We start from the raw sequence: 21,345 nt of genomic DNA on the forward strand, positions 1-21,345 counted from the left end.
CTCCCCCTAATCTCTCAGCTCTTTGCCAGTAATTTCTAAGAACACATCATTCAATGTCGCTTCTTCCGTAACCAGATTGGCATAAGGAATATTTTCTTGTTCAAAGTAGCTTAATACCGGAAGCATACTTTGCTTCAATTCTTTTGTGTATAAGGTTAGGTACATTTCGTCGTAACTGACATCGGAAACACCTGGCAATTCACTAACTGCCTTCAACTGTACTTGAGAAATATCTGGTACTTCCATGATTACCTTTTCGCTGGTACGAACCATATTCTTTAACTGCTCCTTCGTGCCTTCTGCAATTACTTGACCCTGGTCAATAATCACGATTTGGTTACAAAGGATTTCAACTTCTTCCATATAGTGCGTGGTGTAAACAATTGTTGCCCCCTGGCGGTTTAGTTCTTTGATGCTTTCCAAAATCTTGTTGCGGCTTTGTGGATCAACTGCTACGGTGGGCTCATCCAAGAAAATCAGCTCCGGCTTATGAACAATTCCACAGGCTATATTTAGACGGCGCTTCAAGCCCCCACTAAGCTGTGCAGGGAAGAACTTGCAAAACTCTTCCAAACCAACTAGAGAAATAACTTCCTCTACATATTGTGCTCGTGTTTTTTTGTCGTTGATGTACAATCCGCAGTAATAGTCGATATTGTCTTTTACATTCAATTCTTCAAAAACAGCGATTTCCTGTGGTACTACACCAATTTTTTGTTTAATGTTGTATTTGTTAGGACCCATTTCTTCCCCAAAAATTTTGATATTGCCGCGATCATAAGACAGCAGCGACAATACACAATTAATGGTTGTTGATTTTCCGCTTCCGTTTGGTCCTAATAGTCCTAGAATATCTCCTTGCTTAACTGACAAATTTAAATGATTAATGGCTAAGAAATCACCATAGCGTTTTACTAAGTTCTCAATTTCGATCATCATGAGTAAAAACTCCTTTTCTTTTTCTTATTACCATGACTATAATGGAAAATGAGCAGAGGAAATAGTGAGATTCTGCTAAATACAACATGACAAATGTCACATGATCAGGAGACGGACATGACGAAATACACCTACTGGCTTGAATATCTCTTCCTATTTATCAGTGGAGCGCTCTTATTATTCAGTGGCGGTTTTCAGCCAGAGAATGTTTGGTATGTGCTGATTGCGATTCTATTGATTGCCCCAGCACCCCTACTTCCTAAGCAATACGGTACTTGGCTGTCCTTTGCTGCCATTTCCGTTACGGGGGTGATTGTGCCCAGCTTCCTATTTTTCTTTCCAGCAACCTTACGGATTGTTTGGCGAGAAGCTAAAAGCTATGATTGGTTAATTCCTTTAGCCATTATCGGAGTGCTGCTGCAGCCAGCAATCACAATCTTTATTCGCGGCATCCTTGCCAGCCTGTCGCTGTTTGCCTTGTATCTGTGCTTAAGAGAACGAGAATATACCCAATTAAGAGGGGAACTGCTGCAGCTAAAGGATGATAGCTGGGAGAAGCAGGAATTACTGAAGGAACAAAACGATGAATTGATTCGCTCACAGGAAACCTTTCTTGAGCTGGAGATTGCTGAAGAACGTAACCGGATTGCCCGAGACATTCATGATAATGTTGGACATTTGCTTTCTAGTGCCATCATTCAGCTAGGTGCAGTGGAGGCCGTCAACCAAGATTCAACAGTTAGCAAATTATTGGAACAACTGAAAGAAACCATTCATAGCGGTATGAATAGTATCCGAAAAAGTGTGCATGATCTCCATAACGACTCACTTAATTTGACAAAATCGGTTCCGCTTTTGTTGGCGGACTTCCGCTTTTGTCCTGTGAAGCTAGAAGGAACTATTCCTGAAAGCTTATCGAAGTCTCAGCAAAAAGTGCTTCTGACAGTAATCAAAGAAGCGTTGTCTAATGTCATGAAGCACAGTCAAGCTACACAGGTTCGTTTGATCTTCGATGAATTACCCGCTTTTTATCGTCTGAAAATTTTAGATAATGGCAAAGCAATTCCAGAAAATCCTGAAATCACTAATGGCATGGGATTGGCTAGTATGCGACAGCGGGTCCAAAAAATGAATGGTCAGCTGCATATCCATCCTTCACAGCAAGGGTTTCAAATCAATATAATCTTACCAAAGGAGGCATCCGATGATACGGGTAGCAGTAGTTGATGATGATTGTCTGGTAACCGAATCCTTAAAAACGATTCTTGAAGCCAGCGGGGAAATTAAAGTAGTGGGCACCGGTCATTCTGCTCCTGAAGCAGTGACCTTATTTCTCAAAGAACGGCCCGATGTTTTACTAACTGATATTCGAATGGGAGAAAGTACAGGCATTGAAGCTTCTAAAGAAATTCTCCAGCAGGTACCAGAAGCAATTATTTTGCTTTTGACTACCTTTTCAGATGATGAATACATCCGAGAAGCTTTGGCTTTGGGTGTGAAGGGGTACTTAATTAAGCAAAACTTGTCAGCTATCGTCCCAGCAATTAAAGCTGTGAACAACGGACAATCTGTCTTCGGAACGGAGATAGTAGGTAAACTAACCGAGATTTTGCAGAATACAGCCCCTAAAAAGACTCATGATTATCAATTATCCGAGCGAGAAGAAGCGATTTTGTTAGAGGTGGCTCACGGCAAAAATAATAAGGAAATTGCCGAAGCACTTTTCTTAAGTGAAGGGACCGTTCGCAATTATATTAGTCAATTGCTGGAAAAGCTGGAGGTCCGGGATCGAACGCAGCTGGCCATTTTTTATTATCAGGAGTATCAATAGAATAGAAGAAATAAAAAGCTCCCATAATAATCTTTACATGATTATTATGGGAGCCTTTCTACTATTTTACACGAAAAGAGATGAATCACTTCTATAAAGTAGGGACTGATAAGCGAATTATTGGCTGTTAGCCCCTACTTTGCAGCTATTTATATTTTGTTATTTAACTTTTCAATAGTTTCGTTAAACCAACCCAGCTTCTTTTAAGAAGACATTCCACTTACCAAATCGTCGGGAGACTAAACTAGCATACTGAAAGTCTTTTGTTTTTGGGGTTCGACCTAATTCGGCGGCTAGGGCTTGAACTTGCTCAATCAACTCTTCGTTGCTGATGTCTGTTTTCCTTTTCAAGCCTGCATGTTTTAGAAAAGCTAGCCATTTTCCAAATCTGGTCATTGCTACTGCAGCATGTTGAAACTCTTCTATTGTCGGTGTTCGACCTAATTCGGCGGCTCGAGCTTGAACACGTTCAATTAACTGTTCATCGCTGATTCGAGGACGTATTTTTACTGGTTCCAGACCCGCTCTTTCGATAAAAGCATGCCAACTTCCAAATCGATCGGTAGCTATTTGAGCACGCGGAAACTCTTTTCTTACCGGTGCTCGACCTAATTCAGCGGCCCGAGCTTGAACACGTTCAATTAACTGTTCATCGCTGATTTGTTTTGCTGGCTCCAGACCCGCTCTTTCGATAAAAGCGCGCCAACCTCCAAATCGACTGATTGCTATTTGAGCACACGGAAACTCTGTTTTTATCGGTGCTCGACCTAATTGATGAGCTCTTTGCTTAACCAATTCAAGTAGCTGTTTGTTGCTATTTTCTGTTTTATACTTGCCGGCCTTTTTCAAGCCAGCATGGCTTAGGAAAGCGGTCCAGCTTCCAAATCGACTGACTGCTAATCCACCATGTTGAAACTCTTTTATTATCGGTGTTCGGCCTAATTCGGCTGCTTGCGCTCGAACTTTCTCAATCATCTCTTCAGTGCTGATTCGAGGTGCCGGTTTTTGCGGTTTTGCAGGTTCTAGGTTTGCACTTTGGATAAAGGCGTTCCAAGTTCCAAATCGTCTAATTGCTAATTGACCACGCGGGAACTCTTTTGCTATCGGTGTTCGGCCCAATTCGATGGCTTGGGCTTGGACCCGCTCAATCAACTCTTCGTTGCTGAGTTTGACATCCGATTTTATCGGCTTGGCAGGCTCCAGACCCGCTCTTTCGATAAAGTCGCGCCAGCTTCCAAATTGCTTGACTACTGCTTGGCTATGACGAAATTCCTTTTTCTCCGGTGTTCGACCTAATTCGGCAGCTTGCGCTCGAACTTCCTCAATCATCTCTTCAGTGCTGATTCGAAGAGCTGGTTTTTGCCGTTTTGCAGGTTCTAGGTTTGCACTTTGGATAAAGGCGGACCAAGTTCCAAATCGTCTAATTGCTAATTGACCACGCGGGAACTCTTTTTTTATAGGTGTTCGTCCCAATGCGGCAGCTTGCGCTTGAATCTGCTCAATCAACTGCTCATTGCTGAAGCGAGAACCTGTTTTCACAGTCGTTGGAGGCTCTAGACCTGCAAGCTGTATAAAAGCGGTCCATCTTTTAAATCGGGAGATTGCTAATCGAGCATGTTTAAACTCTCTTATTAGCGGTGTTCGGCCTAATTCGATGGCTCGGGCTTGAACCTGCTCAATCAACTGTTCGTTGCTGAGTTTGACATCCGGATTTATCCGCTTGGCAGGCTCCAGATCCGCTCTTTCGATAAAGACGCTCCAGCTTCCAAATCGTCTGGCTGCTGTTTGACCATGAGAAAACTCTTTTTTTGTCGGTGTTCGACCTAATTCGACTGCTTGAGCTTGAACCTGCTCAATCAGCTGCTCATTGCTGATTCGAGAAACTGCTTTTGGCGGTTCCACAGTTTTTACAAGTTCTAGGTTTGCACTTTGGACAAAGGCGCTCCAAGTCCCGAATCGTCTAGTTGCTAATTGACCACGCGGAAACTCTTTTTTTAAGGGTGTTCGTCCCAATTCGGCGGCTTGTGCTTGAATCTGCTCAATCAACTGTTCATTGCTGAAGCGAAAACCTGTTTTCACAGTCGTTGCAGGCTCTAGTCCTGCAAGCTGTATAAAAGCGGTCCATCTTTTAAATCGGGCGATTGCTAATCGAGCATGTTTAAACTCTCTTATGGTCGGTGTTCGACCTAACTCTGCTGCTTGCTCTTGAACCCGCTCAAGCAATTGCTCATTGCTGATTTTGGCTCTTTTTATGGTTCTTTCTTTAGTTATTTCTTTAGTTATTTCTATCGGTGGCTCTTCTGGCTCCAAGCCGACAATTTTTAGAAACCTTTCCCAGCTGTGAAATCTGTCTTTCGCCAGCTCTGCGTATTCAAACTCAATAATGGTCGGTGTTCGTCCCAATTCCTCCGCCTGGGCTTTGATCAATCGAAACATCTGGTTATTACTAAGTTTAAGAATACTTTTCATCTCTGCAGCTGGCATCCGCTCTGCCGCTTTTAAGAAGTTTTGCCAACTGCCATAGCGCTTAACCGCTAGTTTACAATAGGGATCTTCTTCCCAATCTGGCACTTGACCTAATTCCACCGTTTTGGTCCGAATCAATTCAACTAGTCTTTCGTCACTGACCCGAATAAATTTATCAGGATTCACTTTCGCTTCCAGTAAAAATTCGGTCCAGTTACCATATCTAGCGACCGCCTGATCTCCGTGTTTAAACTCTTTTCTCTTCGGGGTACGCCCTAATTCAGCCGCTTGCGTGCGCACTGCCTTTATCAGCTGCCTATCACTGATTAATTTCTGATACTTTTTAGGCTTCTCACTTGTTAAACCCGCACGGAACAAAAAGTTTTGCCAACCTCCAAAGCGATCACAAGCCTGCTTATTCTGAGTAAACTCGTATTTTTGAGGAGGTCGACCCAATTCGGCGGCTTGCGCTTGAACCAATTCTATCAGCTGTTTATTACTCAGTGCTCTCTGACTTTTTTTACGCTCCTCCATTTCCAGACCGGCGCTAGCTAAAAAGCTTTGCCAGTTCCCATACCTTTTTGTGACCGTTGCCCCCTGAGCAAACTCATATCTTTTAGGCGTTCGGCCTAATTCAGCCGCTCGAGCTTGGACTAACTCGATTAACCGTTCATCACTGAACCGTTTTCCTGGCACTGTATGTCCATTAGACCCCATTTTGACTGGTTCTAGATTTGCCGCTAGCAAAAAGGCGGCCCAACTACCATATCTGCTTGCAGCTGTTGCTCCCTGAACAAACTCATATCTTTTAGGCGTTCGGCCCAATTCAGCCGCTCGGGCGTGCACTAACTCGATTAACCGTTCATCGCTGAATTGTTTTTTTGGCATTTTGTCTCTGCTTTTTTTCACTTTGGCTGGTTCTAGATTTGCCGCTAGTAAAAAGGCGGCCCAACTACCATATCTGCTTGCAGCTGTTGTCCCTTGAACAAACTCATTTTTTTTAGGTGTTCGGCCCAATTCAGCCGCTCGGGCGTGCACCAGCTCGATCAGCCGTTCATCACTGATGAACTTACATTTTTTTCTTTTTGGTGGTTTTAGTCCCGCAGCCTTCAAAAATTTTTTCCAGCCGCCATATTTTTTAATCACCGTTCTTGCCTGAGTAAACTCAGACCTTTCAGGTGTCCGTCCCAGCTCGGCGGCTTTGGCTTGAATCAATCGGATTGCTTCTTCATCACTCATCGGAGCATTCCCCTGACTATTGATTTCTAGTCCAGCACTGATAAGAAAGTTGTTCCAACTGCCAAAGCGTCTAGTGGCTGTTGCTGCTGCGGCCACCTCAACATCTCTAAGTGCAGGCGACCGACCTAATTCGGCGGCTTTATGCTGGATTAAGGCAATCAATTCTTCATTGCTGATATTTTTGCGATAGCCAATTCCGTTTTCATTCATCTATCAAGCTCCCTGCCTCTTATAAATTACCTTGAAAATTGTTGTTACCCATACTTAGTCTCGCTGACTTTCCAGCTTGATTAGCTCTACTGTCCACTAATCAACAAAAATGCTGATTTCATCTTATTCTATGTACACTGCATTTAAAAATAAACTGTTGCTTATCTCAGGAAAAACTGAAACACGTGGACTATTATACTTCATTGAATTCTTTGATAAAATAGGAAATTACACAATCTGTTCACTTTTTTGTTTTTCTTATATAAAAAATGTCGCAAGGGGTTCCTAACTTATTTTAGTTCACTCTTATCAATAAAGCTTATACCCTTATAACTGAATAATTTTTCGAATGAGTGGAGCAAATGAAGGTTCGAAATCAAACTCAATTTGAACGTTTGGATTAGCAGGACTATTAATCATTAAGCAGGTTGATTTAATTATTTTGATCTCTTTTTTTCATGCAACTTTAGTAAAGAAAATTGAACACCACGCTTAGTCTGAAATTCCATCGTTTATTCATCTAAATAATTATATTAAGAAATGCCACTATAATTAGAAATTGTTTGCCCTTAGCTGGTTGAAAAAATAAGGAGCTTCCTAATTTAAAATCGAATCGTTCTTCTATAGTCTGTATAATTCCTTTGATACGAGCTTTAGAAGCTTCTCCAATAAAAATCGTTCTTCCTTATACTTTCCTTAGATTCTTTCATTATAGTAAAACCATCAAAGGAGGACTTTACATGACAAAAATGATTTTAACCACTGAACATCTAAGCAAAACCTATCATCACCAGCAAGCTGTAGCTGATCTTTCCCTGGCTATTCCAGAAAATAGTATTTACGGTCTTTTAGGTCCAAATGGCGCTGGAAAATCAACTGTTCTTAAAATGATCGCAGGAGTGGTGCAGCCAACTACTGGCTCGATCACTTATCAGGGAAAACCTTGGCAACGACAAGACTTAACAGAAATCGGAGCCTTGATTGAAAGTCCGCCGCTCTACGGCAACTTGACTGCTTATGAGAATTTGCTGGTTCGAATTACCACTCTAGGCTTGCCTAAGTCACGAATTCATGAAGTATTGCAATTAGTAGATTTGACCAATACTGGAAAGAAAAAGGCCCGTCAATTTTCCATGGGGATGAAGCAGCGCTTAGGAATTGCGCTGGCCCTTGTAAATCATCCTAAGCTATTGATTTTAGATGAGCCTACAAACGGCTTAGACCCTTTAGGCATTCAAGATTTGCGAGAGTTAATCCGTTCTTTTCCCGCTAAAGGAATTACAGTGATTTTTTCCAGTCATATTTTATCCGAGGTGGAAAGCACTGTGGATACGATTGGGATCATTGCTAATGGGCGCTTGGGCTACCAAGGAGTCTTGCCAAAAAGTAGTGCTGCTTTGGAGAATTTATTCATGGATGTTGCTCGATCTCATCGTGAGCTGGGGGTTGGTTAATATGAATAAACTGATTCAAGGAGAATTCATTAAAGGACGTCGCAGTTTTGGACGTAAAAGCCTCATCCTATTTCCGCTTCTTGTGTCTTTGATGGCCATTTTTTTAATGGGTGGTCAACTCACCCAAATAGGAGCTTATAACTGGTGGTATATGATGCTGCTGCCTACTGTGGCTGCCCTAGTTTGTATCAATATAATTAATCCTGATAAACGCTTAGATTTTTTCAATACCTCCATCCTACCGCTTGCCCAAGCAAAAGTTTGGCAGGCGAAAATCTGGACCGGTTGTTTCTATGTACTCTTGGCAAACAGTGTTGTCTTTGGTCTGACTACACTTTCCGGCTCGCTGTTCGATGCTCAATATCCTGTATGGCGCGGCTTAGTAGCTGGCTTAGTTTTAACAATTACTTGGCTTTGGCAAATTCCATTGGGCATGTTTCTAGCCGCGCAATTCAATTCAATCGTTACCTTTTTGAGTATTTTAATTTTAAACATCGGGTTTTCCACTCAAAATATTGCTGGTGGTTCCCTTTGGTTCATTCCTTTTGCTATTCCAGCTCGACTAATGGCTGCGTTGATCAAAATCAATCCAAATGGTGTACCGATGGATACCGCTAGTCCCTTACATGACTCTAGCGTAATTTTACCAGGAATAGCCATTACCACCATCCTATTCGTGCTACTGTATTTATTAACAACCAAATGGTTCAGTCAAAGGAGGAAGTAACTATGTTAAAGCAGCAATTAAAAGCGGACCAACTCAAATTAAGTCGTACCCCTTTTTTCCTTCTGCATCTCGTGATTCCTTTACTAGGTCTAGTCATTTTCATCAGTTATCAACTAATGACCCAATATCCCGCAGAAGCATTAACCATTAATTATTATCAGCTGTTGACTTTAATCTACCCTTTAATCGCTGCTTGGATGTGTACACTGATAACTGATCAGGAAATCGAGGCCGGCGGTGGTTTCTTTCTACTAAATACTACTTCACGCAGCCATACATTAGCTTCCAAGCTGATGGTTCTGATCGGTTCCGGTCTATTCGCTTGTTTATTGGTAGTGATTGGGTATCACTATATAGTGAGCCTGCTGTTTGTCGATTACTCTCTGCCGTTAAGCACCTGTTTGCTCTTAGCTTTAGTGATCTGGGGCTGTGCGCTGTTTCAATACTCCTTTCACACTTGGATCGGCTTACGCTTTGGCCGGAATAGCAGCTTTGCAATTGCGGCTGTTGAACTGCTGCTGGCTGCTCTTTTACTTACTGGGCTGGGTGAAACGATTTGGTTTTTCTTCCCTTGTGCTTGGGGAATTCGACTGGTTCCTCTAGTAGCGACTTCTCAATCAGCAACAAAACTAGGCTTTGCAGCAGTAGGAATTGGTACTTTATTGATGCTGATTTTTCTTTTCCACTGGTTTCAAACTTGGGAAGGTCGTAAAAATGAGGACTAGCCCACTTGTCCCACAGCAGAGTTCAAAATATACTTAAGCAGGAGGTGCACAGATGGCACAGATTTTAGCAATTGATGATGATCGCGAGATTTTGAATTTTATCAAAACTGCCTTGGAAAGAGAGGGGCATCAGGTTACTACCTTCACCTCAACTAAAGAAATTACTTCAGCAAAGGCCGCCTTTGCTGAGTTAATCTTATTAGATGTTATGATGCCGGAAGAAGACGGCTTTACCTATTGCCAGCGAATTCGCCAGCTGGTGGACTGCCCCATTCTTTTCGTAACTGCTCGAACAGCAGAAAACGATTTGGTCCATGGCCTAGGTATTGGTGCTGACGACTATATTCAAAAACCCTTTACCGTAGCAGAGTTGAGAGCTCGAGTAGCTGCACATCTTAGACGAGAATCACGGACTCATACTCATGTATTACGCGTAGATGACTTAGTATTGAATTTAACCAGCAAACAAATTTTATATAACGAAACACCTGTTAGCTTTACCAAATCAGAATACGGTATTTGCGCCCACCTGATGGAGCATGTCGGTCAGGTATTTTCTAAAAGGCAATTATACGAGGCTGTTTTTGGCTATGAAGGAGAATCCGATGAGAGTGCCATCGTGGAGCATATCAAAAATATCCGTGCTAAATTAAAAAAGCTTGGATTAGAGCCAATTGAGACAGTTTGGGGGATCGGCTACCGATGGCAACGAAAAAAATAATTAGTTTAACTGGTTATATCACCAGGATTTTATTGGTAGCCTTTTTAGGAGTCTTTGTCATTCTTGCAGCCGCCTTGCTTTTCTTTCAATTGTTGATTCAGTCCGGCTTCATTGCCCCAGCCAATGCTGGAGAGACTGCTGCCCGATCAGAAATTGAACGGTTAAAACAAATGAATAAATTTCCTGATGACTTACAACCAAGCTATTATGATTTTATTTATTTTGACCAACATAATCAGGTAATTTCATCCTCTTTAAGTGGCGATAAACTAACCAAGGAAATCGATAAATACGCTTCAGATAGTCTTACCTATTCAACTGGTGCTTATATCCAATTTGACGATGGCAGTCGCTGCCTGTTGACTTGGAAATATAACGCGCAATTTACTAACGAAACCCTACACCGCCTTTTACCAAGTGCTGAACTAATTTTTATGATTGGAACTGGGCTAATGCTGATCCTCTTCTTTCTGATATACACTCGCAGAATTAGTCAGAAACTACGAGAAAAGCTGGTCCTGGTAACTGCTGCCAGTCAGCAGATTACTGAACAAAACCTTGAAGAGCCCATCTCCACAGCTGCAGGTATACGTGAATTCAATCAGACCTTGCAATCAATGGAGGACATGCGAGAGGCTTTAAAGATTTCACTGCTCCAGCAATGGGAAGCTCAGCAGCAACGAAAACAGGAAATTGCTGCCTTGACCCACGACATCAAAACTCCCTTAACTGTGGTTAATGGCAACGCTGAACTTTTATTAGAAGATGATTTAGATGAAGAGCAGCGAAGCTTAGTGCAAGCAATCTATCACTCTGGAACCAAAGCTAAGCAATATGTAGGTGCTCTCCAGCAATTATCTAATTTCGAAGTAGTTAGTGAAGATAAAACACCCTTATCGATTAATTTCTTGCTTCATGAATTGGATGAAGCTCTTGCTCCCTTAGCTCTAGCTAAGGGAATCAACTTAGACTATCACTATACTCAAAACTTACAGAACGTTGTCGGCTCAGAATACATGCTGACACGGGCACTTATCAGTATCGGCGAAAACGCTGTTCGCTTTACTGATTCAGGTACTGTAACAATTCAAGTAACCCAAACAGAAACCGAAACCCACTTCATTTTTGTGGATCGTGGACCAGGCTTTAGCAACGAAGCCTTACAACATGCCACAGAAATGTTTTGGCAGCAGGATAAAAGCAGGACACCAGACAGCAATTACGGCATTGGCCTAGCCATCGCCGAAAAAGCCGCCCAGTTGCATGGCGGCCGATTGGTGTTGAGTAATACTGAAGTTGGTGGAAAAGTTGAGTTGGTGATTGTGAATTCCTTAAGTACTTCATAATATTTTTTCCCGATAATTCTGTACTCAAATTTTCTGTTTAGCTAGATTTGCTGCAAAGTAACTATTGAATTTTGGTGATTATATTATGTGACTCATAAACCATTCCCTCTAAAGCAACAACTTCTCTGATTGATCAAGAATAAATAACTTAAAACTATAGGTAGCTTCCCTTTTCCCAGGCGAAGCTGCCTATTTGTTTGCTCCTTTCCTTCTCTAACTCTGTTATTTTTTAATTCCACAAGATTCTGCTCAATCCACACCTTTATTGTTATATCAGCCTTTATCTGACTTTTTTTGTAAAAAGGATAAACCCGGCTTAAAAAAACTTTTCTGGTACTAGAGGCCCTTTTTTTGCTTGCTAAAAAATCAAAAGCCTATTATATCAAGGTTTTAGTTTTTTCAAAAGGCCGTTTAATCCCTATTTTTGCTCTCTGGTTCCTATAGCTTTTTTTTGAAAAATTATTTATTGTTTAGTCACCGGCCGGGAAATAAAATCGAAAAATAAAACAACAACACAGGAGGAACGAAAAATGATCCAACTTCTAGGAACCAAATTACAAGTCCAAATCGAACAAGCGGGCGAAGACAAACAAAAGAAAGTGAATTTCAGCAATATCGTCAATAATCCAGCGGAAGCCGACATCTTAGCTTTAGGTGAAGTGATGGCGGATCTGGCACCTGATGGCAGCTCATTGGATAGTGTGATTGTCACCAATCAAACCCGTGTGACCCATTAAAAAGGAGGAGCCTATGCCCACAACAAAATTAGTTGCTGTCTTCCAAACGGAGAATGGAAAAAATCAAGTCTGGAGTTATGAGTCACCCAACACCGACAAGACACCAGAAGAAATCAAAGCAACGCTGGAACGAATGACCCAGCTGAACCTATTTCAAAAGCATGGCATTCGTCAGTTTGCGGCGTTGCAAAGCGCTGAATTTATCACCACCCAAGAAACAACTATTTTTTAGTCACTAAAATCAAAAAAATAGCCCCCGCAGTCTGAGTCCTGCGGGAGCTTAAGGAGGAAAATCGATGTCAGAGCAGCCCTTTACCCCTCATCAGCTGTTTCATTCAAAAAAAGAAAAATTGGAGGAAGCGATTCTAACGTTTTATCAACAAACACAAGACAGCGGGACAACGATTCAAGTATTATTAGCCGCAAAAGTCCGCTATCAGCTAGGGGATACGAGCTTTAATTTATTCATGAAAGAATTGGTACGGCATTTGTTTGCCAAGGCTACGATTAACCGAGCCCTTCGCCGCTATTTCTTTTTCTTTGCGGACTATTTCACCCAGGATGAGTGGAAAAAGCTGTCTGCTCGGTGTTTCCCCACTGAACCTGTCGCCACTGAATTAGTTGAAGTCACTGAAGCCGCTATGCCTGGAGCCGTTCCGACTGCAGCGGAAAGCTCCTGAATAAGATAAAAAATAAAAACGAGGAGAGATATGTATGTTAAAACTAAAAGCGTCATTTGAAGATGAACTGGGGAAAAGACATCCTTGGTCCTACAATGAACCCAACCCAAACCTAACACCTGAGGAAATTCGTACTTCCTTAGAAACCTTAACCACCCTAAAATTATTTGAGAAAGACAATGTGAAGCAATTCCAAAAGGTGGTTTCTGCTAAATTCGTCGAAACAATTGAAACACCGTTGTTCGATTTATCAAAACCAGACCCACAGGCTTATGTAGCAGATCCTACTAATATATTCGCACCACAATTTATTACTGAAGAAGTAGCCCAAGTCTCTGAAGAAGTTACTGAAGTGAAGGAAGAAAAGACTGTAAAACCAGTAGAAGCAGTTAAACCCGCAGAACAAAAACCAGTCATTTCTGTTTCAATAGAAGAAAAATTAGAGGCAGATGTAAAGAAAACCGTTCCAGCCGCTAGTCCGGCAAAAGTCTCTGTTCCAACAGCGGCTGTTCCTGAAGAAATGAAAGCGAAGAAGCTGCCAAATGATTCGGCTAAGCAGCTGCTTGAAGCCGCTAAATCAGAAGAACCCGAAGTCCCAGTTAAGCCGGTCAATCCAAGGAAGGCTCAGATCGATCGTGTTCGAGCCTTTCATGAAGCCAAGAAGAAAAAGAAGACGAAGAAAAAACGCTAAGTCTTCTCCCTAATCTGAGCTGTCGTAAAGGGGGTGATGCCGCATTTAGCAGTGTTTCTGGCGGTGGCTGAACTCTAAGAAAGGAGTGATGCTGCTATGTTCATCCTAGGAAAGGAACACCCGCCATGACTGTGTATCAGGCGTTGACATTGGCAATTGCCTTTGCCACCTTGATCATTACCCTTGATCGACACCAGAAGAAATAGTTTCTACTCTCACAGTCACTGTCTTAAACAGTGCTATTGAGGTGCCAGCGCGCGGCACCTCTGATCTGAGTAGAGGATTTGGTCCTTGAAAATCGAATAGTATTAACACTGATGGATATTTTGAGGAGAAGTAGGATACATACTAAAAGTCAACTTCACGTTTTTTCACTCTGAGAAGCTTTCCAATTGTAAAAAAGTGGTTAAACAGTCTGGTCCCAACTGTTTAACCACTTCTGTGCATGCCTATTATTTCTTGCGGTGCTCTTACTCTAAGTGAAAATGGCAAATTAAAGCGCACCATCTCTCACCATACCATCAATCGAGTCCAAAACAGTCTGTTCTTTCGTGAATAATGGCCGCCAAGCGAGTATATCTTTAGCCTTTTGATTACTGATAGTATGGTTCAGATTCGGCAGAAGGATTTCCAATTTAGCAGGATCCTTAAACACGGCGGCAACATCTAATACCCTTTGAGGAATCTCTCTAGCGGCCAATTGGGCTGCCATTTCTGGACGTTCTTTACGGAGTAGCTTTTCAATCTTCCACATCGTAATCTTGCCCGTAGCAGCAATAAAGCGTTGATTTTTGGCTTCTGGAGTAATCATTGCACGAATATGGATATCTGCCAAATCTCTTACATCAACTATATTCAAAGGTAGATCGGGAAATCCTTTTACGAAGACCATTTTCAGCATACTAAAACTTCCTGATTTATAGCCATCCAGCGGAGGACCGAGAATTGCTACTGGATTGACTGTCACAAGCTCCATGCCACTAGGATCATTTTCGATAAATTCCCAAGCTGCTTTTTCTGCCAAAAGCTTAAACTTATCGTAGTAAGAGAGTCCTGGTTGGTTTTCCTCTGCCCAATCCTGTTCAGTAAATACCTTGCTCTTTTCCAAGCTTCTGGAAGCTATTGTATTAAAGCTAGAGGTCAGGATTATCCGTTTGACACCTGCTCTACTAGCAGCTGTCAAAACGCGTCGAACTCCTTGAACGACTGGGGGATTTATTTCGTTTCTATCTTCAAATGATACCTCAGAAGGATACGCAACGTTCAACACATACTCTTGATTTTCAACCGCCTGATCCCAACCTTCATCCTTCAACAAATCAGCTTCCACGAAGGTCAGCTTGCTAAGGTCGGTAATCCCGTTCGCACGCAGTGTTTCCTTTATATGATCAGCGCTTTTTAATGAGCGGACAGTTGTTCGAACCTTGTAATCCTGTTGCAGTAGTTGATAGATGATATGCAGCGCTAAATATCCATTACCACCAGTAACTAATACCGTTTTATTCATAGCGAATGCCTCCTCGCCAAAGCAGAATAACATAGGTTTAGTGGTAAGTCATCTATTTACTCTGGCAACTTGTTAGGATCGGTCTTTTGCCATTCGGTACTCAAGAATTTTTTATTATTGATTTGGTAGTTTACCTCTACTGGTTGTTTGTTTTCCAAAAATGGTTGGATCGACTGATCGGCTGTCAGCCAGCCCTTCCAGCCTAAATGAATCGTGTCCTGCATAAAATAAGGAACATTCGCTTTATCTGTCATGTCCACAACATTATTGAAGCCTTGAGAATTCAATTGGTACTTAATTTTGTGAGCAAATTGTTCCAGCATTGGCTGTGACAATCCAGTATAGGCAGCCCAACGGCCATTGACTGGCGGAATAATGAATAGACAATCCGTATGCTCTTTGGCTAATTGATCTAAGGCTAACTGAAAGTCAGAAAATTCAGTAGAATAGCGATAATCCCAATTCTTTTGTGAGCCTTCCATTTGCTTCAATTGCGGTTGAATCCGTTGCTTGAAGAAGTGGTGTTGGATTTCAAAGTTATTCCCTCTGGTTGCTTTGCGTCCAATTTGATCGGCTAGTTGATCCAGTGTTGCAAGGTCATACTTATCAGGCAATGCTTTGGTACTCTTATCAATCGACTCTTGCTTCGAGCGCATACCAATCGTACTAAATAATTCATCTTCACGACTAAGCATGTTGTATTTCAACTGGCTGATGCGCAAGTCTTCTTTATCTGGCAGCTTACCTTCCTTGATATTATCCAGCATGCGAGCTAAGCGATCATCTTTATTCACAACACCGTAGCTTAACAAACGGCCAGCTAAATATTGGTCACTTGCTTCAACTTTTTTCAAATCCAGCACCCAATTTAAGGTTTGTTCTGGTGAATAGTAGGCATCGAAATAATCTCGATTGATACCATCTTTGACGAACCATTGGGGTGAAATGACAAAGACAGCTTTCTTATCTTTTATTTCACTGCCCAAAGATTGCATCATCATAAATTGGGTCAGTGATTGCGTACCGGGTGCGCCCATTAGAAACGGTGTATAGCCTCGATGGTACTTTTCAGCTAGGACCGAAGGATGGAACGGACTGATACGGCTTAATTCTGATGAACCGAAAAACGGTACGTATTGTCCGGTTCGGATCGCGCCTCTTTTTATATCGTTGCCCCGCAAGACATTTCCTGACATTGAGCTGGATGCTTCTTTCAGCAATGCCGGATCACTCGTATTTTTTCTCACTGGAGAAAAGAACAGCAGCAGCAACAAAACCGCGGCAAGCAGGATCGGTCCGAAGATGCCGAACAGCTTTTTTTTCATTATTGCAATGCCTTTACTTGGGCAATAATTTTATTAGGGGTGTTCCATTGGTCGCGGTCAAACTCTGAAACAGGGACTTGGACATCCAGTTGTCCTTCTAATTCCACTAACAACTGAACAGTTGCTAGTGAATCCATCAAACCTTCGTCAAATAAATCCACATCAGGATTTGCCCTTACTTCGTCGGTACCAGTTATTTCTTCTAAAATGTTAAAAATACTTTCTTCCATGATAAATCGCTCCTTCTAATTATAGGTGGTGAAACAATAGCTTATCGAGAAATCCTGAGAAAATCAGGAAGCTAAAACATACAGCGTTGAACGTTAAAAATACTGCCAAGGCATGAGTCAAACGATTAGAAGGCAGCTCTTTATGCTTCTTCTTAAATCTCAACCAAACATCGGTTAAACAAATCAGCGTTGCATGATAAAAACCGTAAAGCAGATAATACCAGGTCAGCCCATGCCAAACGCCCATGATCATAAACAGGGCAAAGTAACCTACGTTTGAAGCCACAATACGACTCTTAAAGGTTTTCTTTTTCAGCAGGGTGAACATTAAACGCATATAAATATAATCACGGAACCAGAAGGACAAGGTCATGTGCCAGCGATTCCAGAATTCCTTAATATTCCAAGACAGAAATGGCTTATTAAAGTTCGGTGGTGTTTCAAAGCCCATCAGTTTACTAGTCCCGATTGCAAAGAGACTGTACCCAGCAAAATCGAAGAACAAGTACATGCTGTAAATGTACATGTAAGCAACCAAGGCCCATGAGAATCCACCATGCCGCATGGCAAGATGATCAGCAATTGGCAGCCATACTTGCCCGAAATAATAGCCAATAATGAACTTGTAAAGGAAGCCTAAGAAAATATTCTTAACTCCGTCTCCCAACAGATCGACGTATTTATCTGGTGTCGGCGGTTCTTCCAAATCTTTGGTGAATCGACGATACCGGTCAATTGGACCAGACGAAATCGTAGGAAAGAACAGCAAGAACTGGATGTAATGCAGCGGACTATATTCCTTGATCATACCGTCCCGCATTTCCATGATCATCTGTACCGACTTGAAGGTTAGGTAAGAAATTCCTAAAAAACCGACAATCGAAGCATTTCCATTTTCCAAAAACGGCGTAATCTTAACTAAGATGAGTGGCAAAATACTTAAAAATACCGCTGTATAAAAAACACCTGTTTTATTTTGCTTTGTACGATACCGATGATACAGCCAAACTAACAAGCTTTGATAAATGACGTATGCTATTAAGGCCAAACCTTGGTTAGCATCTGCTCCACCAAAGGAAATATAGAGAAATAGCAGCGTTACGATGGATTGATAGATTGGCAACCGTTTGCCCTTCCAAAGCAATGCTATGATAATCGGCAGCAATGCAATCACTAGATACACGAAATAGCTAGGTGCAGCGTACGGATTCATATGTGGCAATATCATGATTGATTCACCTCAGCAATCAATCCTTTACGATCCAGCTTGCCATTAGCAGTGCGAGGCAGCTGCTCCACATAGACAAAGCGTTGAGGTATCATGTAGTCCATCACACTATCTGCTAATTCTTCTTTAATAGCCTTGGTTAGCTGAAAAGCTTTCTCAAAGGAATTGTCTGTTGCAACGACATATGCTACCAGCTGTTGGACCTTATGCTGCTGGTACTTTGGCACAACAACTGCCTGTTGTACATAAGAAACTTGTTCTAAATGATGATCAATATCTTCCAATTCGATCCGATACCCATGAAGCTTCACTTGAAAATCAATTCGACCTTCATATAAAAGCAAGCCATCCTCAGTGATATGAATCGCATCACCTGTACGATAAACCCGGATACCCTCTTCGGTGAAGAACGCAGCTTCAGTTTTCTCAGGGTTGTTCATGTAACCCTTGGAAACACTGGGGCCTTTGATCAGCAGCTCATTGTCTTCAGTCAACCGAACTTCAGTATCAGCTTTTACGTAGCCAATTGGCACTCGATCGAACTTTTCCAACAAATCAGAGGTTACTTCCACCCCAGAGATAGCCACCGTTGCTTCAGTGGGTCCGTAGGTATTGAAAACCTTAGCGTCGGGGAAGCGCCGTAATAATTCTTGGGCTGTTTTCCGCGGCAGTTCTTCGCCACAAAACTGGAATATTTTTAAGGATGGAATATGTTCTCCATCGAACTTCTTTTCCATTAAACAAATATCCATAAATGAAGGAGTGGATACCCAGACATCTAAAGATAAAGTAGGCAAAAAGGCAAACAACGTTTTGAAATCATTAATGATTTGTTTTTCCATCGGTACTAGGGTTCCGCCACTGCACAATGCTGGATAGATACTCATGACTGATAGATCAAAGGAATACGGTGCTTGAGACAAAAAACGCATGCCTTCTTTAATCCCAAAATCTGCCAAGTCCCAGCTGACAAAGCTGATCAGATTGTCGTGGCTGATCTGAACCCCTTTAGGAACACCAGTGGTTCCTGAAGTAAAGATGATGTAGTAATTCTCGTCTCCTGCTACTGGTTGTAATGAAACCGGTGAGCAGCTTTTCATCTCTTCTTTCATTTCTACGAAGGGCAAGACAGGAATGTCCGTTTCTACACCTGATGGCCATTGACTGACACTTACTATTAATGCCGGTTTTGCTACTTCTAAGATTAATTGAATGCGATCAATCGGTGTAGTGGACTCGATGGGAATATACGCATGACCCGATTTTGCAGCGGCTAAAAAGCCTACCAGCATTTCAAATTCCAATTCACCAAATACGACAATCGGTGCTTTAGCTGGTACATTATCCTGCAAGTAATAGGCCAGCTGTTGAGATTGTTCTTGTAAAGTTTGATAGGTGAAAGATTCAGACTCAGATTGGTAGGCCAAGCGGTCAGGATCTTTTTGCGCCCATTGTTCAATTTGTTCAATAATTGTCATAGCTGCTGCCCTCCTTAAAACTCGTTGTAAATGAAATTACCACCATGAATGCTCTTGTAATGGTATAGGTAAATCAAAAATAAAATAATGGCAAAATAAAAGATGGTTTTGCCGACAAAGCCCAGCCAATACTTGACTGACGGCCGTTGTAGGATTTCTCGCATTGGTATGCCTCCCTTACTTTCGAACCCATTATAGTCAGTTTGGCAAGAAAAGACCATTTATTGGCCTTGTATTCAGCGAACAGTTTTGTCACATTAACCAATGTGGAGCTGTTTCAGCGATCAAAAACTCTTTTTGTTATAATTATAGAGAATAAACTAGAGAACCAGGAGTGATAGGATGAAGGATGCTACTTATTGGAGTGAACAATTTAAGCAAAAAGAAATCAGTTTAGCCGAATATTATCAAGCATTAAGCCAGCGGATAAAGCAGGAAAATTCTGCCTTGAATGCTTGGGTGGAATGGTCTGGAGAAGAACTGATGCAACAGCAAGTAGCTGATTTTGCAATTGCTGAAGATGCACCTTTTGCAGGTGTTCCCTTTCCGTTAAAAATGTTGGGCGGTCAAGACAAAGCGGGCTGGAAATCAACCAATGGCTCCCGGTTGTTGGCGGAGATACGCGCTCATAAAACCTCCAACTTCACCGAAAAAATTGAAGAACTAGGCTTTATTCCAGCTGGCAAAACCAATGCCCCAGAATTTGGTTTTAAAAATATCACAGATCCAGTGCTCTACGGACCAGCTCGCAATCCGTGGAATACCGAACATTCACCTGGTGGCTCCAGTGGCGGTGCAGCGGCAGCGGTAGCTAGTGGCATTGTTCCGATTGCCGGTGCCAGTGATGGAGGTGGCTCGATTCGAATTCCGGCTTCTTTCTGCGGATTAATCGGATTGAAGCCCACTCGCGGAGCAATGCCTAGCGGACCAGGCGGCTGGCGTGGCTGGCAGGGCGCATCGATTGATTTTGCTTTGACCGTTTCTATGCGGGATACGAAAAAATTATTTTATGCTTTACGAGGAAATGAGAAGGCTGCGCCCTATCATCCACCAATGGATGAGTGGCAATCCCACACAACTCCTAAGTCATTAAAGATTGCATATCTAACGGATTCGCCAATTGGCAGCAGCGTGTCGGATGAAGCGGTGAAGGCTGTGCAGAACAGCTTGAAACAGCTGATAGAATTAGGTCATGAGGTCACGGAAATTGCTTGGCCAGTGGATGGTCAACAATTGATTCGAAGCTATTATTCCATGAACGCCGCTGAGACTTCTGCGATGTTTGATGGCATTCAACAACGGCTAGGCAGACCATTAACAATTAACGATATGGAGTTGCTGACCTGGGGCATTTATCAATATGGTGAAAAGACACCAGTAAAGAACTACGTGAATGCTTTAAACTTATGGGATCGAGCCGCTGCTGCGATGGAGCAGCTATTTACTCAGTATGATCTATTCTTAACACCAACCACTGCTTTTCCAGCGCCGAGAATTGACGAGGAATTACAGAGCGACAATATCCGCGAACGATTGATGAATGCGGAAAGTCTGTCCGAAGAAAAATTAGCAAGTCTTGTTTATGAAATGTTTGAAAAGAGCCTGACATTGACACCTTTTACCCAGTTGGCGAATTTGACTGGACAGCCAGCGATTAGTTTACCTGCTCATTTAACGGCAGAAGGCTTGCCACTAGGGATTCAGTTTATGGCTTCTAAAGGTCGCGAGGACTTATTATTGGCGATTGGTCAACAGCTTGAGGAGCAGGGCTGCTTTATTTTACCGGAGGCTTATCGGGATAATTAAATAGT

General features: G+C 42.2%; 21 protein-coding genes. 13 read left to right on the forward strand and 8 right to left on the reverse strand.

Annotated elements, in window-relative coordinates; translation table 11 throughout:
• Positions 1–6: 6 nt before the first annotated feature.
• Complete coding sequence (locus I588_RS07435) at positions 7–939, reverse strand: ABC transporter ATP-binding protein (protein WP_010755665.1); 933 nt, start codon at positions 937–939, stop codon at positions 7–9.
• Between the two features lie 117 nt (positions 940–1,056).
• Between I588_RS07435 and I588_RS07440 the strand changes: the two genes are divergently transcribed.
• Both I588_RS07440 and I588_RS07445 read left to right on the forward strand, forming a co-directional pair.
• Positions 1,057–2,166 carry a sensor histidine kinase gene (locus tag I588_RS07440; RefSeq protein ID WP_010755664.1) on the forward strand — a complete coding sequence of 370 codons (1,110 nt, stop codon included), beginning with the start codon at positions 1,057–1,059 and terminating at the stop codon, positions 2,164–2,166.
• Positions 2,144–2,770, forward strand: coding sequence for a response regulator transcription factor (locus I588_RS07445; protein ID WP_010755663.1), 627 nt, complete (start codon positions 2,144–2,146; stop codon positions 2,768–2,770). Before I588_RS07440 ends, I588_RS07445 begins: the two co-directional genes overlap by 23 nt.
• Before the next feature lie 183 nt (positions 2,771–2,953).
• Here I588_RS07445 and I588_RS07450 read toward each other — a convergent pair whose 3' ends face one another.
• Positions 2,954–6,685, reverse strand: a complete 3,732-nt coding sequence (locus I588_RS07450) for a homing endonuclease associated repeat-containing protein (protein WP_010755662.1) — start codon at positions 6,683–6,685, stop codon at positions 2,954–2,956.
• 740 nt (positions 6,686–7,425) lie between these two features.
• Between I588_RS07450 and I588_RS07455 the strand changes: the two genes are divergently transcribed.
• The 10 genes from I588_RS07455 (at position 7,426) to I588_RS28180 (ending at position 13,972) form a co-directional block, all read left to right on the forward strand.
• The gene (locus I588_RS07455; RefSeq protein WP_010755661.1) at positions 7,426–8,139 is read left to right on the forward strand and encodes a lantibiotic protection ABC transporter ATP-binding protein; all 714 of its coding nucleotides are present in this window, start codon (positions 7,426–7,428) and stop codon (positions 8,137–8,139) included.
• A 1-nt stretch (position 8,140) separates the two neighbouring features.
• Positions 8,141–8,866, forward strand: a complete 726-nt coding sequence (locus I588_RS07460; RefSeq protein ID WP_010755660.1) for a lantibiotic immunity ABC transporter MutE/EpiE family permease subunit — start codon at positions 8,141–8,143, stop codon at positions 8,864–8,866.
• A gap of 2 nt (positions 8,867–8,868) precedes the next feature.
• Positions 8,869–9,591 (forward strand): lantibiotic immunity ABC transporter MutG family permease subunit, encoded by a 723-nt coding sequence (locus tag I588_RS07465; protein WP_010755659.1) that lies wholly within the window; start codon positions 8,869–8,871, stop codon positions 9,589–9,591.
• 52 nt (positions 9,592–9,643) lie between these two features.
• On the forward strand, positions 9,644–10,312 hold the full coding sequence (locus I588_RS07470; RefSeq protein ID WP_010755658.1) for a response regulator transcription factor: 669 nt from the start codon (positions 9,644–9,646) through the stop codon (positions 10,310–10,312).
• Entirely contained in the window at positions 10,294–11,658 is a 1,365-nt protein-coding gene (locus tag I588_RS07475) for a sensor histidine kinase (RefSeq protein ID WP_010755657.1), read from the forward strand. Before I588_RS07470 ends, I588_RS07475 begins: the two co-directional genes overlap by 19 nt.
• Positions 11,659–12,188: 530 nt before the next feature.
• The gene (locus tag I588_RS07480; protein WP_010755656.1) at positions 12,189–12,395 is read left to right on the forward strand and encodes a DUF1659 domain-containing protein; all 207 of its coding nucleotides are present in this window, start codon (positions 12,189–12,191) and stop codon (positions 12,393–12,395) included.
• 13 nt (positions 12,396–12,408) lie between these two features.
• Entirely contained in the window at positions 12,409–12,627 is a 219-nt protein-coding gene (locus I588_RS07485; RefSeq protein ID WP_010755655.1) for a DUF2922 family protein, read from the forward strand.
• A gap of 64 nt (positions 12,628–12,691) precedes the next feature.
• A complete protein-coding gene (locus I588_RS07490; RefSeq protein ID WP_010755654.1) occupies positions 12,692–13,075 on the forward strand; it encodes a hypothetical protein in 384 nt (127 codons plus the stop codon).
• A 34-nt stretch (positions 13,076–13,109) separates the two neighbouring features.
• Positions 13,110–13,766, forward strand: a complete 657-nt coding sequence (locus I588_RS26795; RefSeq protein ID WP_010755653.1) for a DUF2922 domain-containing protein — start codon at positions 13,110–13,112, stop codon at positions 13,764–13,766.
• A gap of 125 nt (positions 13,767–13,891) precedes the next feature.
• Positions 13,892–13,972, forward strand: coding sequence for a putative holin-like toxin (locus I588_RS28180; RefSeq protein ID WP_425387100.1), 81 nt, complete (start codon positions 13,892–13,894; stop codon positions 13,970–13,972).
• Positions 13,973–14,259: 287 nt separating this feature from the next.
• Here I588_RS28180 and I588_RS07500 read toward each other — a convergent pair whose 3' ends face one another.
• From I588_RS07500 to I588_RS07525, 6 genes are read right to left on the reverse strand one after another with little or no spacing between them, the layout of a single operon-like run.
• Entirely contained in the window at positions 14,260–15,273 is a 1,014-nt protein-coding gene (locus I588_RS07500) for an NAD-dependent epimerase/dehydratase family protein (protein ID WP_010755652.1), read from the reverse strand.
• 56 nt (positions 15,274–15,329) lie between these two features.
• Entirely contained in the window at positions 15,330–16,598 is a 1,269-nt protein-coding gene (gene dltD / locus I588_RS07505; protein WP_010755651.1) for a D-alanyl-lipoteichoic acid biosynthesis protein DltD, read from the reverse strand.
• The gene (gene dltC, locus I588_RS07510) at positions 16,598–16,828 is read right to left on the reverse strand and encodes a D-alanine--poly(phosphoribitol) ligase subunit DltC (protein WP_010755650.1); all 231 of its coding nucleotides are present in this window, start codon (positions 16,826–16,828) and stop codon (positions 16,598–16,600) included. The genes dltD and dltC overlap by 1 nt, the downstream gene beginning before the upstream one ends.
• Positions 16,829–16,847: 19 nt before the next feature.
• A complete protein-coding gene (dltB, locus tag I588_RS07515) occupies positions 16,848–18,056 on the reverse strand; it encodes a D-alanyl-lipoteichoic acid biosynthesis protein DltB (RefSeq protein WP_010755649.1) in 1,209 nt (402 codons plus the stop codon).
• Positions 18,053–19,534: a D-alanine--poly(phosphoribitol) ligase subunit DltA gene (gene dltA / locus I588_RS07520; RefSeq protein WP_010755648.1), complete on the reverse strand. Its 1,482-nt coding sequence runs from the start codon at positions 19,532–19,534 to the stop codon at positions 18,053–18,055. Before dltA ends, dltB begins: the two co-directional genes overlap by 4 nt.
• Positions 19,535–19,548: 14 nt before the next feature.
• On the reverse strand, positions 19,549–19,698 hold the full coding sequence (locus I588_RS07525; RefSeq protein WP_010755647.1) for a teichoic acid D-Ala incorporation-associated protein DltX: 150 nt from the start codon (positions 19,696–19,698) through the stop codon (positions 19,549–19,551).
• Between the two features lie 178 nt (positions 19,699–19,876).
• On the opposite strand from I588_RS07525, the gene I588_RS07530 reads away from it, so the two are divergent.
• Positions 19,877–21,340 (forward strand): amidase, encoded by a 1,464-nt coding sequence (locus I588_RS07530; protein WP_010755646.1) that lies wholly within the window; start codon positions 19,877–19,879, stop codon positions 21,338–21,340.
• Positions 21,341–21,345 lie beyond the last annotated feature (5 nt).

It is taken from the genome of Enterococcus pallens ATCC BAA-351, assembly GCF_000407485.1.
GTDB lineage: Bacteria > Bacillota > Bacilli > Lactobacillales > Enterococcaceae > Enterococcus_A > Enterococcus_A pallens.

What these genes read in the sequence shown, in the direction of transcription:
- I588_RS07435 (WP_010755665.1), bottom strand. Translation starts at nt 939, where the DNA reads ATGATGATCGAAATTGAGAACTTAGTAAAACGCTATGGTGATTTCTTA.
- I588_RS07440 (WP_010755664.1), top strand. Translation starts at nt 1,057, where the DNA reads ATGACGAAATACACCTACTGGCTTGAATATCTCTTCCTATTTATCAGT.
- I588_RS07445 (WP_010755663.1), top strand. Translation starts at nt 2,144, where the DNA reads ATGATACGGGTAGCAGTAGTTGATGATGATTGTCTGGTAACCGAATCC.
- I588_RS07450 (WP_010755662.1), bottom strand. Translation starts at nt 6,685, where the DNA reads ATGAATGAAAACGGAATTGGCTATCGCAAAAATATCAGCAATGAAGAA.
- I588_RS07455 (WP_010755661.1), top strand. Translation starts at nt 7,426, where the DNA reads ATGACAAAAATGATTTTAACCACTGAACATCTAAGCAAAACCTATCAT.
- I588_RS07460 (WP_010755660.1), top strand. Translation starts at nt 8,141, where the DNA reads ATGAATAAACTGATTCAAGGAGAATTCATTAAAGGACGTCGCAGTTTT.
- I588_RS07465 (WP_010755659.1), top strand. Translation starts at nt 8,869, where the DNA reads ATGTTAAAGCAGCAATTAAAAGCGGACCAACTCAAATTAAGTCGTACC.
- I588_RS07470 (WP_010755658.1), top strand. Translation starts at nt 9,644, where the DNA reads ATGGCACAGATTTTAGCAATTGATGATGATCGCGAGATTTTGAATTTT.
- I588_RS07475 (WP_010755657.1), top strand. Translation starts at nt 10,294, where the DNA reads ATGGCAACGAAAAAAATAATTAGTTTAACTGGTTATATCACCAGGATT.
- I588_RS07480 (WP_010755656.1), top strand. Translation starts at nt 12,189, where the DNA reads ATGATCCAACTTCTAGGAACCAAATTACAAGTCCAAATCGAACAAGCG.
- I588_RS07485 (WP_010755655.1), top strand. Translation starts at nt 12,409, where the DNA reads ATGCCCACAACAAAATTAGTTGCTGTCTTCCAAACGGAGAATGGAAAA.
- I588_RS07490 (WP_010755654.1), top strand. Translation starts at nt 12,692, where the DNA reads ATGTCAGAGCAGCCCTTTACCCCTCATCAGCTGTTTCATTCAAAAAAA.
- I588_RS26795 (WP_010755653.1), top strand. Translation starts at nt 13,110, where the DNA reads ATGTTAAAACTAAAAGCGTCATTTGAAGATGAACTGGGGAAAAGACAT.
- I588_RS28180 (WP_425387100.1), top strand. Translation starts at nt 13,892, where the DNA reads ATGACTGTGTATCAGGCGTTGACATTGGCAATTGCCTTTGCCACCTTG.
- I588_RS07500 (WP_010755652.1), bottom strand. Translation starts at nt 15,273, where the DNA reads ATGAATAAAACGGTATTAGTTACTGGTGGTAATGGATATTTAGCGCTG.
- dltD (WP_010755651.1), bottom strand. Translation starts at nt 16,598, where the DNA reads ATGAAAAAAAAGCTGTTCGGCATCTTCGGACCGATCCTGCTTGCCGCG.
- dltC (WP_010755650.1), bottom strand. Translation starts at nt 16,828, where the DNA reads ATGGAAGAAAGTATTTTTAACATTTTAGAAGAAATAACTGGTACCGAC.
- dltB (WP_010755649.1), bottom strand. Translation starts at nt 18,056, where the DNA reads ATGATATTGCCACATATGAATCCGTACGCTGCACCTAGCTATTTCGTG.
- dltA (WP_010755648.1), bottom strand. Translation starts at nt 19,534, where the DNA reads ATGACAATTATTGAACAAATTGAACAATGGGCGCAAAAAGATCCTGAC.
- I588_RS07525 (WP_010755647.1), bottom strand. Translation starts at nt 19,698, where the DNA reads ATGCGAGAAATCCTACAACGGCCGTCAGTCAAGTATTGGCTGGGCTTT.
- I588_RS07530 (WP_010755646.1), top strand. Translation starts at nt 19,877, where the DNA reads ATGAAGGATGCTACTTATTGGAGTGAACAATTTAAGCAAAAAGAAATC.